Origin of the sequence: Stenotrophomonas maltophilia, from assembly GCF_006970445.1 — a bacterium.
Lineage (GTDB): Bacteria > Pseudomonadota > Gammaproteobacteria > Xanthomonadales > Xanthomonadaceae > Stenotrophomonas > Stenotrophomonas maltophilia_AU.
The window spans coordinates 3,436,585-3,451,958 of record NZ_CP033877.1 but is presented as its reverse complement, the minus strand read 5'-3'; the positions used below and the strand labels follow the sequence as shown (position 1 = coordinate 3,451,958).

General features: G+C 68.0%; 8 protein-coding genes. 7 read left to right on the top strand and 1 reads right to left on the bottom strand.

Annotated elements, in window-relative coordinates; translation table 11 throughout:
* Positions 1-7 precede the first annotated feature (7 nt).
* Positions 8-4,090, top strand: coding sequence for an ATP-dependent RNA helicase HrpA (gene hrpA, locus EGM71_RS15870; RefSeq protein WP_188485643.1), 4,083 nt, complete (start codon positions 8-10; stop codon positions 4,088-4,090).
* A gap of 75 nt (positions 4,091-4,165) precedes the next feature.
* Here hrpA and EGM71_RS15865 read toward each other — a convergent pair whose 3' ends face one another.
* On the bottom strand, positions 4,166-4,690 hold the full coding sequence (locus tag EGM71_RS15865; protein WP_188485642.1) for a hypothetical protein: 525 nt from the start codon (positions 4,688-4,690) through the stop codon (positions 4,166-4,168).
* Positions 4,691-4,820: 130 nt separating this feature from the next.
* On the opposite strand from EGM71_RS15865, the gene EGM71_RS15860 reads away from it, so the two are divergent.
* The 6 genes from EGM71_RS15860 (at position 4,821) to EGM71_RS15835 (ending at position 15,365) form a co-directional block, all read left to right on the top strand.
* The gene (locus EGM71_RS15860) at positions 4,821-6,977 is read left to right on the top strand and encodes a bifunctional (p)ppGpp synthetase/guanosine-3',5'-bis(diphosphate) 3'-pyrophosphohydrolase (RefSeq protein ID WP_188485641.1); all 2,157 of its coding nucleotides are present in this window, start codon (positions 4,821-4,823) and stop codon (positions 6,975-6,977) included.
* A 30-nt stretch (positions 6,978-7,007) separates the two neighbouring features.
* On the top strand, positions 7,008-8,579 hold the full coding sequence (locus EGM71_RS15855) for a hypothetical protein (protein ID WP_188485640.1): 1,572 nt from the start codon (positions 7,008-7,010) through the stop codon (positions 8,577-8,579).
* A gap of 186 nt (positions 8,580-8,765) precedes the next feature.
* Positions 8,766-9,719 carry a glycosyltransferase family 2 protein gene (locus tag EGM71_RS15850; protein ID WP_049442969.1) on the top strand — a complete coding sequence of 318 codons (954 nt, stop codon included), beginning with the start codon at positions 8,766-8,768 and terminating at the stop codon, positions 9,717-9,719.
* Positions 9,720-9,795: 76 nt separating this feature from the next.
* Positions 9,796-12,225: a penicillin-binding protein 1B gene (gene mrcB, locus EGM71_RS15845; protein WP_188485639.1), complete on the top strand. Its 2,430-nt coding sequence runs from the start codon at positions 9,796-9,798 to the stop codon at positions 12,223-12,225.
* Positions 12,222-12,758 carry a hypothetical protein gene (locus EGM71_RS15840; RefSeq protein ID WP_188485638.1) on the top strand — a complete coding sequence of 179 codons (537 nt, stop codon included), beginning with the start codon at positions 12,222-12,224 and terminating at the stop codon, positions 12,756-12,758. Before mrcB ends, EGM71_RS15840 begins: the two co-directional genes overlap by 4 nt.
* Positions 12,759-13,316: 558 nt before the next feature.
* Positions 13,317-15,365 (top strand): ATP-dependent DNA helicase, encoded by a 2,049-nt coding sequence (locus EGM71_RS15835; RefSeq protein WP_188485637.1) that lies wholly within the window; start codon positions 13,317-13,319, stop codon positions 15,363-15,365.
* The last annotated feature ends 9 nt before the right edge of the window (positions 15,366-15,374 follow it).

The following is a 15,374-nucleotide window of genomic DNA, read 5'->3' as shown; positions in this document are numbered from 1 at the left end:
CCGATTGATGAACTCTATCGATAAAAATCCATCGCCCCGCCTGCGCCAACAGCGCGTCGCCATCGACGGCGCCATGAGCCGCGACCGGGGCCGTTTGCTGGGGATGCTCTCGCGTTGCCAGGCCAAGCCACAGGATGCGGCACTGGCCGCCACCTTCGAGCAGGCCTTGCAGGCGTCGGTGCAGCGCCGGATGACACGGGCGCAGCAGCAGCCGTCCATTACTCTGGACCCGCAGCTGCCGATTGCGCGTGAAGCCGATGCCATCATCGGGCTGATCCGCGACCACCAGGTCGTGGTGATCGCTGGTGAAACCGGCTCGGGCAAGACCACCCAGCTGCCGAAACTGTGCCTGGCCGCGGGCCGTGGCCAGGCCGGCATGATCGGCTGCACCCAGCCGCGACGGATTGCCGCACGTGCGGTGGCCAGCCGCGTGGCGCAGGAACTGCAGAGCGAACTGGGCCAGCTGGTCGGCTACCAGGTGCGCTTCAACGACAAGGTCAGCGAAGACAGCCGCATCAAGTTCATGACCGACGGCATCCTGCTGGCGGAGATCGCCAGTGACCGTTGGTTGTCGAACTACGACACGATCATCGTCGACGAGGCGCACGAACGCAGCCTCAATATCGACTTCCTGCTGGGCTACCTGAAGCAGCTGCTGCGCAAGCGCCCGGACCTGAAGCTGATCGTCACCTCGGCCACCATCGACACCGAACGCTTCGCCCAGCATTTCGACAATGCGCCGGTGATCAGCGTTGAAGGCCGCACCTACCCGGTGGAAGTGCGCTATCGCGCGCTGGAAGGCGAGGGCGAAGACCAGGGCGAACGCACCGTCAACGACGCCATCGTGTCGGCCATCGACGAGATCACCCGCCTGGATGCGCGCGGCGACGTGCTGATCTTCCTGCCGGGCGAACGCGAGATCCGCGATGCGCACCAGTCGCTGGAGCGCCGCAAGTACCGTAATACCGAGGTACTGCCGCTGTACGCGCGCCTGTCCAACCAGGACCAGGACCGCGTGTTCAACCCTGGCCCGAACCGGCGCATCGTGCTGGCCACCAACGTGGCGGAAACCTCGCTGACGGTGCCGCGCATCCGTTACGTGGTCGATCCGGGCTTTGCCCGCGTCAAGCGCTACAGTCCGCGCAACAAGCTGGACCGCCTGCACATCGAGCCGATCTCGCAGGCCAGCGCCAACCAGCGCAAGGGCCGCTGCGGACGTATCGCCGAGGGCATCTGTTACCGCTTGTACGCCGAGGCCGATTTCCAGGCGCGGCCGGAATTCACCGATCCGGAAATCCGCCGCTCCAGCCTGGCTGGGGTGATCCTGCGCATGCTGCAGCTGGGCCTGGGCCGCATCGAAGAGTTTCCGTTCCTGGAAGCGCCGGACGAGCGCGCGGTGGCCGATGGCTGGCAGCAACTGACCGAGCTGGGCGCGATCGACGCCGAGCGGCGCATGACCACCATCGGCAAGCAGATGGCACGCCTGCCGGTGGACGTGAAGCTGGCGCGCATGCTGGTCGCCGCGCAGGCCGCCGGCTGCCTGCGGCCGATGCTGGTGATCGCCTCGTTCCTGGGCATCCAGGACCCGCGCGAACGCCCGCCTGAAGCCCGCGGCGCGGCCGACAGCGCGCATGCGCAGTTCGCCGATGGACGTTCCGAGTTCGTCGGCGTGCTGCGCCTGTGGGATGCCTATCGGCAGGCCCATGAAGACCTGACCCAGTCCAAGCTGCGCGACTGGTGCGGCCGTCATTTCCTCGGCTTCCTTCGCATGCGCGAGTGGCGCGAGCTGCACCGCCAGCTGCGCCTGCTGTGCGAGGAACTGGGCTGGAAGGAAGAAGCCAGTGATGCCTCGATGGCGCCGCTGCTGGCCGGCAGCAGTGCACCGGCCCCGGCGCGTGATGATGCCGCCGCAGTGAAAGCCACCCGTGGCCAGCTGCACCGTGCCGCGCGCCTGGCCCGCGAAGGCAAGGCCGAAGCGGCGCCGGCGCCAGTGGCCGTGCGTGCACAGAAGGAACAGGCGCCGGTGGGCGGCGGTTTCAGCGAGCGCGTGCGTGCCGCTGCCTACCAGACCCTGCACCGCGCGCTGGTGGCAGGCCTGCCGATGCAGATCGGTCATCGCACCGAGAAGGGCGATTTCCAGGCGCCACGCCAGCGCCGTTTCCTGCCGTTCCCGGGTTCGGCGCTGTCCAAGCGGCCGCCGCCGTGGCTGCTGGTGGCCAATCTGCTGGATACGCAGAAGGTGTGGGGCATGACCCTGGCCGCGATCGAGCCGGACTGGGTCATCGCCGAGTTGCCGCACCTGCTGCTGCGCAAGCACTTCGACCCGCACTGGTCGCGCGCGCAGGGCCAGGTGCTGGCCTCCGAGCAGATCAGCCTGTTCGGCCTGGTGCTGGCACCGAAAAAGCCGGTGCACTACGGCCGCATCGAACCGGGCGAAGCGCATGACATCTTCGTGCGCCAGGCGCTGGTGACCGGCGAGATCAACACCCGCGCCAGTTTCGTGGCCGACAACCAGAAAGTGCTGGAGATCGCCCGCGAGGAAGAAGCCAAGCTGCGCCGCGCCGGCATCGTGGCCGACGAGGACTGGCAGGCGCGCTGGTACCTGGACCGGGTGCCGGCGCAGATCCATTCTGCCGCGGGTCTGGATACCTGGTGGAAGGGGCTGGCACCGGAACAGCGCAAGACCCTGCACTGGTCGCTGGTCGACCTGTTGCCGGGCGAGGGCAGCGAACAGGAGCGCTATCCGAAGTACCTGGCGCTGGGCCAGGCGCGGCTGCCGCTGCATTACCGCTTCGAGCCGGGGGCCGACGATGACGGCGTGACCCTGGACGTGCCGCTGCACCTGCTCAATGCGCTGGACCCGGTGCAACTGGGATGGCTGGCACCGGGCTTCGTTGCCGACAAGGCCTCGGCACTGATTCGCAGCCTGCCCAAGGCGATGCGTCGCAACTACGTGCCGGCGCCGGACTTCGGCCGCGCGTTCTACGAGGCGTTCCCGCAGCCCAGCGCCGATGCCATCACCGGGGAACTGGCGCGCTTCCTGTCACGCGCCACCGGCGCCACGGTGACCGCGCTCGATTTCGAACCCGGTTCGATCGAGCCGCACCTGCACATGAATCTGCGCCTGCGCGACGAACAGGGCAAGGTGCTGGCGACCTCGCGCGACCTCGATGCGTTGCGCGCGAAGTTCGGCGGCCGTGCCGGCGATGCCTTCGCTGCACGTGCCGGCCGCGAGATGGCGGCCGATGGCCTGCGCACGTTCCCGGCCACACCGGTTCCGCTGCAGGTGCCTGGTGAGGCCGGTGTACCGGCCTATCCGGCGTTGCTGGACGAGGGCGACAGCGTTGCGCTGCGCATCTTCGCCGATCGGCAGCAGGCGCAGGAGGCCCATCCGCTGGGCGTACGCCGCCTGCTGGAAATCGCCCTGGCCGAGAAGGTGAAGCAGGCACGCAAGCAGTTGCCGGTTGGGGCCAAGACCGGCCTGCTGTATGCCGCGATTGAGTCGCAGGAGCGCCTGCGCGGTGACCTGGTCGATGCGGCGATGAACGCAGTGCTGGCCGAGGGCCTGGAAGACATCCGCGATGCGGCGGCCTTCGAGCAGCGCCGCGAGCATGCCGCCAAGGCCCTGTTCGGTGAGGCGATGTCGCGACTGAAGCTGGCCGAAAGCATCCTGGCGCTGGTGGCGGAACTGAAGCCGATGCTGGAGGCGCCGTTGATGGGCTGGGCGCGCGGCAACCTGGACGATATGGAAGCGCAGCTGGTCGGCTTGATCCACCCCGGGTTCCTGCGTGATACGCCTGCCGATGCGCTGGCGCAGTACCCGCGCTACCTGAAGGCGATGATCCTGCGCACCGAGCGTGCCAAGCGTGATCCGCCGCGCGACCAGGCGCGCATGCTGGAACTGCATCCGTTCCTGGAGGCGCTGGAGGTGGGTGAGCAGCAGGGGCTGCGCGAGCGGCCGCAGTGGCAGGCCCTGCGCTGGGATCTGGAAGAACTGCGGGTATCGCTGTTCGCGCAGGAGTTGGGCGCACGTACCGGCATCTCAGCGAAGAAGCTGGCGCAGCGGGTGACCGCATTGCGCCAGGCGTGACCGCGGGCCATGGTCGCCCCATCGGGCGACCATGGCCGCCGGGCATGGATCCGGCGCGGTCGGAATGCCCGGGCGTTACTTGGTGCGGCGAACCTTCGGCTGCACGTTCACCCCGTCCACCTTCATGTACCAGGCCCCCATCACGCCCGGGCGCATGCTGACGTTCGGGGCTTCCTTGCGGCCACCGGAATAATGCGTGGCATCTATCTGCTCCCACTCCTGGCCGTTCTGCAGCACGTAGCGGCGGCCCTGGCTGAAGCCACGGAATTCGCCCTGCAGGGTGCTTTCGATCGGTTCGCTGCTGCCGAAGTCCAGGAAGCCGCGGTTCTTCTTGATCACTTCCTGGCGGCCTTCTTCGCGCGCTGCGGCGACGGCCTGGGTGGTGGCCGCCTCGACCTTGCCCTGCAGCCAGCGGTTGAGCGTGGCCAGTTCACCGGCGCTGAGCTTGTCCAGGCCGGCGGCCCTGAACTCGGTGGGCGACATCTGCTGCTGCAGGTCGCCCTCCACCACGCGCTGGGCCAGCGCAGGCGCGGACAGGGACAGCAGCACGGCGGCACAGGCCAGTAGCCGTGGACGGACGCGCAGGGCAATCGAAGGCATGGCGGGTCTCTCCTGAGTGTGTTGGCGAGTGTAGCGGCATGTCTTCATGCCGGGTGATGGTGGCCGCGGTGATTGTCCCTGAACGGCGCCGGCGCTAGTGTAGGGGCCTCTGTCTTGCCTGCTCGATGCTGTGAACCGCGCTTCCGTCCCTGGCCTGGATGCCTTGTTGAACCGTCCCTCGGCAGCGGTGCTGCCTGCTCCGCTGCGCCAGGCCCTGCGCGAGCATTGGGAAGCGCCTGACTGCGACCACCAGATGCGTGCCACCTGGTCGGTGCTGGGCGATACCCTCGATGCGCTGGCGATGCTCTCGGCAGACGAGGGGGCGGTGGTGGCAGCATTGCTGTTCGACCTGCCGGGCCTGCGCGCCAGCCTGGACCCGCTGCCGCTGGGCAACCACAAGGCGGCGGTGATCGGTCTGCTCGATGGCCAGGATGCGGCCGACCCGGTGTGGGCGCTGCATGCCGGCCGTGAGGCTGGACGCAACAGTGAAGGCCTGCGCCGGCTGCTGCTGGCGATCATCCGCGACCTGCGCGTGGTGCCGATCCTGCTGGCACGCCAGCTGGCGCGGATGCGTGCGGCCGACAAGCTGGACGAGGAGCAGCGCCGCGCGCTGGCCCAGCTGACCCGCGACATCCACGCGCCCCTGGCCAACCGCCTGGGCATCTGGCAGCTGAAATGGGAGCTGGAGGACCTGGCGTTCCGCCACCTTGAACCGGAAACCTACCGCCGCATCGCCCGCGAGGTGGACGAAACCCGCATCGCCCGCGAGCGTTACGTCGAGAACGTCAAGAGGGTGTTGTCGCGCGAGCTGGTCGCCCAGGGCATCAAGGCCGAGGTCAGTGGCCGCCCGAAGCACATCTACAGCATCTGGCGGAAGATGCAGAAGAAGCGGCTGGCCTTCGACCAGCTGTATGACATCCGTGCGGTGCGCGTGATGGTCGACGACGTCGCCGCCTGCTATGCGGCGCTGGGCGTGGTGCATGCGTTGTGGGCACCGGTGCCGAGCGAGTTCGACGATTACATCGCCCGGCCCAAGGCCAATGACTATCGCTCGCTGCATACCGCAGTGGTCGGCCCGGAAGGGCGCACCATCGAAGTGCAGATCCGTACCCACGAAATGCACTCGCAGGCCGAACTGGGTGTGGCCGCGCACTGGAAGTACAAGGAAGGCGGCAAGGGCGCGGAGAAATCCTTCGATCGCAAGATCACCTGGATGCGCCAGCTGCTGGAGCAGGCGCAGGACGGCCAGGGCAATGAACTGGCCGGGGCGCTTGATGCCGAGCTGACCGAGGACCGGGTCTACGCGCTGAGCCCGAAGGACGAGGTGCTGGACCTGCCGCAGGGCGCTACGCCGCTCGATTTCGCTTATCAGGTGCACACCATGGTCGGGCACCGTTGCCGCGGCGCCAAGGTCAACGGCCGTATCGTGCCGCTGACCTATCGCCTGCGCAGCGGCGACCGCGTCGAGATCCTGACCGGCAAGGAGGCCGACCCGCGCCGCGACTGGCTGATGCCGGCCAACGGCTTCCTGGCCAGCAACCGCTCGCGCGAGAAGGTACGCAGCTGGTTCCACAAGCTGGACCGCGCGCGCAACGTGCAGGCCGGTCGCGAGCTGCTCGAGCGCGAGCTGAAGCGACTGGGCCTGCAGCACTCGGACCTGGCCGTTGCCGCGAAGAAGTTCCATGCCGACAGCGTCGATGACCTGTACATCCAGGTGGCGCTGGGCGATACCGGCCCGAACCAGGTCAGCCGCGCCCTGCTGGAGGCGGAGCGTGCCGCCAGCCAGCCCGCACCCGCGCCGACCCTGCCGCGGCCGACCGCGCGCCGCGAGAACCTGGGCAAGTCCAAGTTCACCGTGCAGGGCGTGGGCAACCTGCTGGTGCAGCTGGCACGCTGCTGCCAGCCGGTGGCCGGCGAGCCGATCGTCGGCTACCTGACCCGTAGCCGTGGTGTCACCGTGCATCGTGCAGACTGTGCTGCGCTGGCCCGGCTGGTAGCCACCAGCCCGCAGCGCATCCTGCCGGTGGAGTGGGGCCAGGCCGGCGGTGGCTACGAAGTGGACGTGGTGGTGACTGCCGTTGACCGCCGCTGGCTGCTGAAGGACATCACCAACCTGATCGCCCAGGAAGACGCCTACGTGCTCGACATCCACAGTGACAACGTGCGCAACAGTGGCCGTGCCCATCTGCGGCTGCGGCTGAAGGTGAGTGACTACGGGCAGCTGTCGACCCTGCTGGGCAAGCTTGATGCGCTGCCGGGCGTGAGCGAGGCGCGTCGCCTCGGCTGAGCTTCACGCTGCCCCGGCTACCCTGCACGCATGGAACGCGAGCCCCCGCATCGCCCGCATGGCGCTGAACATCCTGCGCTGGACCGCGTCCGTCGAGAGGGGCGTTGGTGGTGGCTGCAGGCGCGCCATGCGCGCCGGATCTGGCGCTGGGCGCTGCTCGCAGCGCTGGCCGTGTTCGTGCTGCTGGTCCTGCTGCGCAAGCCGTTGGCAGACTGGTTCTGGGACGAGCCGCAGATCGAACAACTGCTGGCCGAGGGGGATCGTGCATTGGCCGCCGGTCGCCTGAGCGATGCCGATGGCAGTGGTGCGCGTGAGCGTTACCAGGCAGTGCTGGCACTGGACGGTGATCGCCCGCAGGCACGCCAGGGCCTGGCCAATACCGGCGCGGCAGCGCTGCAACAGGCGCGTGATCGATTGCAGGCTGATGACCTGGATGGCAGCACGCAGGCCCTGGCATTGGCCCGTGAGCTGCAGGTGCCGCAGGGTGAAGCGGATGCGGTCGCCCGCCAGTTGCAGGCGCGACGCAGTGCCGGAGCGGGCATTGGTGCGCTGTTGGCACAGGCACGCAACGCGTTCGCTGCTGGACGCCTGGATGACGGCGACAGCAGTGCGCTGCCCTTGTTCCAGCGCATCCTGGCCCTGCAGCCGGACAATCTGCCGGCGCTGGAAGGGCGCGAGGATGCGCTGAGCGACCTGCTGCTGCAGGCGCGCACGCTGGCGGGACGCGGGGAGCTGGCCGAGGCGGCCGCGATCCTGCGTCGTGCCCGTCAGTTCGATGCTGGCCATGCCGATCTGCCGGCCAGCGAGGAAGCCCTGGCGCGGGCGGTCGACCAGCACTTGCGACAGGCGCAGCGTGCGTTGCAGAGGCAGCAGCTGGAAGCAGCGGCCAAGGGCTTCCTGGCGGTGCTGGCAGTGGCCGCCGATGATCCGAGTGCGCAGCGCGGGCGTGAGCAGGCACTGCAGGCGGTGGTCGCGCGCAGCCAGAAATCCGCCGACGACTTCCAGTTCGATGCGGCGCAACGCGATGCGGCCCTGGCGGCGGAGCTGGGGGCTTCGCAGGCAATCCGACAGCAATTGGCGCAGCGCCTGCAGCGCGCGCAGCAGGCACAACGGGCACTGCAGCAGCCGGCGATCAGCACGGCGCAGCGCGAACGCCAGCTGCGCGACCATCTGCGGAAGATCGAGCGTGCCGAGCGTGCAGGGCAATGGATCAGCCCACCGGGACACAGCGCATTCGACGCGCTGCGCGAAGCACAGTCACTGGCCCCTCGCGACGCGCGGGTGAAGGCCGCCGCCGCGCGCCTGCTGCCCGCCAGCCGCCGCTGCTTCGACGACAATCTGCGTCAGAATCGTGTACAGGCGGCAGGCGCCTGCCTGCAGGCCTGGCAGACCCTGTCACCGACTGCGGCCGGGCTGCCTTCGGCGCGGCTGCGGTTGGCCCAGCGCTGGCTGGCGATCGGCAGCGAACGGCTGGGCAATGGCGACCTGGCCTTCGCTGCGCACGCCGCCGAACAGGCGCGCTTGCTGCAACCCGACCTGGCCGAACTGCCGGCATTCGAAGACCGCCTGCGCCGCGCCGGTGGTGAGCTGCGACCACACTGATATCGACAGGATTCGTGCAGGTCGTACTGGTCGGGTATAGTCCAGCCGCTGCATCACGCTCAAGCGGTGCAGTGAGTTGTCAGTCTTGCTGTCAATGTTATTGCTGCAGGTTTGGCGGGAGATGGCCTTCGGTCGTTTTCATCGTTTTTCACACAGCCTGCGTTCCGCAGCCAGCGACATGACGTCATGAATCCAGTGATTCCGCAGGGACCCGGTCCGGGGTCCGCCTTCGATGCCTCCCTTGTCTGCGCTGTCATCGTCACCTATGGGCCCGAGCCGGACCTGTTGCGGCGGGTGGTTGACAGTGTGCTGCAGCAGGTGGGGCATCTTGTGGTGTTCGACAATGGCAGCACGGGTGTTGATGTCGACGAACTGCTGGCCGGAAAGGGCGGAATCAGCGTAGTTGCCTCGGCGCACAACGTTGGCCTCGGGAGTGCCTTGAACCGGGCCTATGAGCGGGCACAGGCGCTCGGCTTTGCCTATGTGCTGCTGATGGATCAGGACAGTGTGCTGGCGCCAGGGATGGTGGATGTCCTGGGGACTGCACTGATCGAATTGGCCCGCGCAGAGCGCGTGGCCGCTGTCGGCCCGCAGTTCCGCGATTCGCGCAGTGGCATGCTTGCCCCGTTCGTTCGCTTTGGCTTCCCGTTCAACCACAAGTTGCGGGGGGGAGCGGGCCAGCGCATCTCCTGCGATTTCCTCATTACCTCCGGTTCGCTGGTGCCGATGTCGGCATTGCAGGATATCGGTGCAATGGACGAATCCCTGTTCATTGACAACCTGGACATGGACTGGTGTTTCAGGGCCAAGCGCCATGGTTATTCCCTGTATGGCATCTGCGACGCGCAGATGACCCATAGCATCGGCGAGGAGCTGCTGCCATCACGTACGAAGCCGGATGGCGTGATCGTGCACAAGCCCTTCCGCCTTTACTTCATCATGCGCAATCGCGTTCTGCTCTACGCGCGTGCCTATACGCCACGGGTGTGGATTGCCCAGGATGTGCCGCGCCTGCTGCTGAAGCTGGTAGGCAACGGCGTGTTCCTCGCCCCTCGCTGGATTCGGTTGCGGTTCATGTTGAGAGGGCTGTGGGATGGGCTTCGGGGCAAGGCCGGGCCCCTGCCTCCGGTAAATCACTGAACAGGCAGTTTGGTGAACCTGCCTTGGGGAAATGGGCTGGGGTAGACTCCGCTGACGCCCCTGCCATGCTTCTCCCGTGCCCCGACGCTACGATTCCGACGACATCGACGATTTCGACGACGACGACCAGCAGGACCGCGGTCCGCTGTGGCGGCGCCGGCTGATCACCTGGAGCATGGCTGCGGTCGCGTTGGGATTGGGTTTCCTCATTCCCTATACGCTGTACCTGAACCAGCAGGTGACCCAGCGTTTCGGCGAGCTGCGCTGGCAGATCCCGACGCGCGTGTACGCGCGCCCGCTGGTGCTGACCCCCGGCAAGGCGATGGATGCGTCCACGCTGAAGACCGAACTGGCCGCCTCTGCCTACCGCGATGACGGGCAGGGCAAGGAGCCGGCCACCTATGCGGTGAACGGCGGTCGCTTCGTGATCTCCAGCCGCGGCTACAACGACGTCGATGGCCGGGTTGCCCCGCGCCGGGTGGAACTGTCGCTGGCCGATGGTGGCGTGGCCTCGCTGCGCGACGCCGACAACCGCAAGGCGCTGAAGGCCGCGCGGCTGGATCCGGCGCGCATCGCTACCCTGTACGGCCAGAAGCAGGAAGAACGCCGCCTGATCCGCATGGACGAGGCGCCGGATCTGCTGGTGACCGGCCTGCAGGCAGTGGAAGACAAGGACTTCAACCGCCACCACGGCATCGACCTGTCCGGCATCGCGCGCGCGGTGTGGGTGACGATCCGTTCCGGTGGCCAGAGCCGCCAGGGCGCCTCGACGCTGACCCAGCAGTTGGCCCGCAGTGGCCTGCTCGGCATCGGCAAGGAACAGACGGTCACCCGCAAGTTCAATGAAGTGCTGTACGCGCTGATCATGGAAGCGCGCTACGACAAGCGCACCATTTTCGAGGCCTATCTCAACCAGGTGTACCTGGGCCAGCGCGGCAGCCAGGCGATCCATGGCATGTCCTCTGGCGCCGAGTTCTGGTTCGGGCGGGACCTGCAGTCGCTGGAGACCGAGCAGATCGCGCTGCTGATCGGCCTGGTCAAAGGGCCGTCTTTCTACGACCCGCGGCGCAACCCGGAGCGCGCGCTGGATCGCCGCAACTTCGTGCTGGGCAAGCTGCACGAGGCCACGCTGATCGACGATGCCGAGTACCAGCGTGCGTTGAAGGCGCCGCTGGGCGTGCCCAAGACGCCCGGCCTGGTGGCAGCCAACCGTTTCCCCGCCTACGTTGACCTGGTCCGCCGCCAGCTCGGCCATGACTATCCGGAATCGGCGCTGCAGGGTGCGGGCCTGAGCGTGATGACCGGTATGTCGCCGTCCGCGCAGGCCTATGCCGAAGGCGCGGTGACCCGCACCATCAAGTCGCTGGAAAGCCAGCGCCGCCCTGAACTGCAGGCCGGCATGGTGCTGACCGATGTGCACAACGGTGACGTGCTGGCTGTGATTGGCAGTCGTGAGGTGTCCGAGGTCGGCTTCAATCGTGCGATCGAGGCGCAGCGTCCGGTGGGTTCGCTGCTCAAGCCGTTCGTGTACCTGCTGGCCCTGGCGCAGCCGGACCGCTACTCGCTGGCCAGCTGGGTTGATGATTCGCCGGTGACGGTGCAGCTCGGCCGCGGCCGCAACTGGACCCCCGGCAATGCGGACAACCGCAGCCACGGCACGGTGCGCCTGATCGACGCACTGGCGCATTCCTACAACCAGGCCACGGTGCGCGTGGGCATGCAGGTCGGCCCCGAGCGCGTGACCCAGCTGATCCACGTGCTGGCCGGCATCAAGGCCGAGGCCAACCCGGCGGTGATCCTCGGCTCGACCGACCAGAGTCCGTACGCGATGGCGCAGCTGTACCAGTTCCTTGCGTCCGGCGGCGAGATCCAGCCGCTGCACGCGGTGCGTGGCGTGCTCGATCCGCAGGGCAAGCTGCTCAAGCGATACGACAAGACCCCGGCACCGGCGCAGGAAGGCGATTCGATTGCCGCCAACCTGATCAGTGTCGGCCTGCAGCAGGTGGTCGCCAGCGGTACCGCGCAGCGGCTCAATGCCGATGGCCTCGGCCGCCTGCAGCCCGCCGGCAAGACCGGCACCACCAACGATGGCCGTGACAGCTGGTATGCCGGCTACACCGGTGATCATCTGGCGGTGATCTGGATCGGCAACGATCAGAACGAGCAGGCCGGTCTGTATGGCGCCACCGGCGCGATGCGGGTCTGGTCGGGCATCTTCCAGCGCCTGCCGAGCGCGCCGCTTCGGGTCAGCAACAAGGGCCTGGATTGGCAGTCGGTGGCGCCCACCGGCCTCAACAGCACCGATGAAGGCTGCCCCGGCGCGCGTCGTTTCCCGTTCGTGGTGGGCTATGCGCCGGCCTATGCACCGTGCGCGCCGGCGGTGTCGCCGGACGGGCAGGGCGGTGCTGAAGGCGAGGGCGGTGGCTGGCGCAGCTGGTTCGGCCTGGACCGCAAACCGGAAGCACCTGCCGAACCTGCCGCCGCCACTCCTCCCCCGAGCCGATGATGCCGATGAACATGCGAACCCTGCTGCAGCCCCTGGCCCTGACCGGCCTCAGCCTGGCCCTGGCCGCCTGCGTGAGCAGCGCGCCGCCGGTGGTCAAGCCGGTCGACACCACCACGCCGGCGCAGCGCCTGGCTGCGGTGGATGCTGCAGCGGGTCCGGACGACAAGGAATTGTCGGTGCAGCCGCTGCGTGATTCGCAGGTGGAAGACCTGCGGGTGGCCGCGCTGGCGCAGCGCCAGGCGAACGACCTGGCGGGTGCCGCCAGCAGCCTGGACCACGCACTGGAGATCGTGGCGGGTGATCCGGCGGTGCTGCAGGAACGTGCCGAACTGGCGTTGCTGCAGGGGCAGTGGGCACAGGCGGAGACGTTCGCGCGCAAGGCCGTGGATCTGGGCTCGAAGACCGGGCCGCTGTGCCGCCGGCACTGGGCGACGATCGAGCAGTCGCGTCTGGCGCGGGGCGAGAAGGAGAACGCGGTGTCGGCGCATGCGCAGATTGAAGGCTGCACTGTGCCGGGGATCAAGCGGTACTGAGTTTTCAGCCAACGGCGCAGCCCCTCGTGGCTGCCTGTTTGGCCGCGTGGAGCAAAAGCCGCGCTTGGCCGGGCGGGGTGGGTTCGCGGGGGACGCCGTGAACCCGTCCCTGGGGGCTTGGCCGCGGCATCCATGCCGCGGACACCCCCGCGAACCCACCCCGCCCGACCTCTGACAGTTTCCGTGTGCGTCCAGCCACGGAAAAGAAAAAGAAGATCAAAGCGGGTCGCGCGCTGCGCGCACTTGCCACTTTCCTTTTCCTTCCCCGTTCCACCAACCGCTTCTGAAATGGCAGTTGAGCAAGCTCGACGCTACGCCGTGCGTGCATCCGTCACTGGGAAACTGTCGAGGGTGGGGCGGGAGGGGCAGGCAGGACCGTTGGCGCCATGGATGGCGCCATCGAGCCCCCATGGATGGGTTTACGGCGTGTCCTGCCTGTCCCTCCCGCCCCGCCCAGCACGTAGCAACCCAGAGCCATGAACACCGCTGTTGCTGTTGCTGTTGCTCCGGCTTGAAACGGGTGCCGGGCAGCGCCCGGCCGGGTATCCTTTCCCTCTGATGTCCGACCTTGTCCATGCCAGCCGCGAAGCCCTCAGCGACGGCGGCGCGCTAGCCTCGCATCTGGATGCCTTTGTCCCGCGTCCGGCACAGCTGCACCTGACCGAAGCCATCGCCGATGCGCTGCAGCAGCGGGACCTGCTGCTGGCCGAGGCGGGTACCGGCACCGGCAAGACCTTTGCCTATCTGGTGCCGGTGTTGCTGTCCGGATTGCGCACCATCATCTCCACCGGTACCCGCGCGCTGCAGGACCAGCTCTACCACCGCGATCTGCCGCGCGTGCGCCAGGCGCTGGGCGTCGGCCTGCGCAGCGCGCTGCTGAAGGGACGCGCGAACTACCTGTGCCGCTACCGACTGCAGCAGGCGCGGGGCGAGCCGCGTTTTTCCAGCCCGGAGCAGGCTGCGCAGTTCCAACGCATCCTGGCCTGGTCCGGTCGTTCGGAGTTCGGTGACATCGCCGAACTGGAAGGCCTGGCCGATGACTCGCCGCTGCTGCCGATGGTCACCTCCACCGTCGACAACTGCCTGGGCACCGACTGCCCGTTCTGGGACGACTGCTTCGTGGTGCGCGCACGGCAGCGTGCACAGGCTGCCGATGTGGTGGTGGTCAACCATCACCTGCTGCTGGCCGATCTGGCACTGAAACAGGATGGTTTCGGAGAGTTGCTGCCGGGGGCGCAGGCCTTTGTCATCGACGAGGCACACCAGCTGCCAGAGTTGGCTGCGCAGTTCTTCGGCGAAGGTTTCGGCATGCGCCCATGGCAGGAACTGGGTCGCGACTGCCTGGCCGAGGCACGCGGCGTGGGGGGCGCGCAGTCGGCCCTGCAGGAGCCGGTCGACCAGTTGCAACAGGCGTTGCTGGCGTTGCGTTCGGCGATGGAGGGGCTGCCGCCGCGTGGTACGCAGTGGCGTGCGCTGGCCATGCCACAGGTCCGCGACGGTTTCGATACGGTGATGGCCGGCCTGGTGACGTTGGAGCAGGCACTGCAACCGTTGCGCGAAGCGGCGGCGGGTCTGGATGCCTGCCATGCGCGGGCGCGCGAAGCGGTATCGCGGCTGCAGCGCTGGCTGGGCGATGATGAGCCCGCGCTCGATTTCGATACCGATCCGGCGGACCACGCCAGTGCCGCCGATGTGCTCTGGTACGAGCTCACACCGCGTGGTTTCCGCTGCCAGCGCACGCCGATGGATGTGTCCGGCCCGCTGCGCGAGCATCGCGAGCGCAGTCGCGCGGCATGGATCTTCACCTCGGCGACGCTGACCGTGGGCGGTGGCTTCGACCACATCGCCACCCGCCTGGGCCTGGATGATCCGCACACGCTGGTCCAGCCGAGTCCGTTCAATTGGCCCGAGCAGGCATTGTGCTACCTGCCCGAAGGCCTGCCCGATCCGGCAGCGCGCGGATTCGGCACCGCGCTGATCCAGACCCTGCGGCCGGTGTTGCAGGCCTCGCAGGGCAGGGCGTTCCTGTTGTTCGCCTCGCATCGCGCATTGCGCGAGGCCGCCGAGGCGCTGCGCGACGGGCCGTGGCCGTTGTTCGTGCAGGGCGAGGCGCCACGCGCGACGCTGCTGCAGCGTTTCCGTGAATCAGGCAATGGCGTGCTGCTGGGCTCGGCCAGTTTCCGCGAAGGCGTGGACGTGGTCGGCGAAGCGCTGAGCGTGGTGATGATCGACAAGCTGCCGTTCGCCGCACCTGACGATCCGGTGTACGAGGCACGGCTGGAGGCGATCCGCAGCCAGGGCGGCAATCCGTTCCGCGACGAACAGCTGCCGCAGGCAGTGATCGCACTGAAGCAGGGCGTCGGCCGCCTGATCCGCAGCGAAAGCGACCGGGGCGTGCTGGTCCTGTGCGACCCTCGCCTGCTCAACCGGGGCTATGGCCGGATCTTCCTTGAGTCGCTACCGCCGTTCCGGCGCACCCGCAGCCTGGCCGATGTGCAGGCCTTCTTTACGCCACAATGGGCACCCGTGGCCGATGATGCCGCTGCTCCGTCCGCTGTTGCGGCGGGCCCGCAACCGGCACCCGGCGCCACGTTCCCCCTGTTCTGACCTGATCCG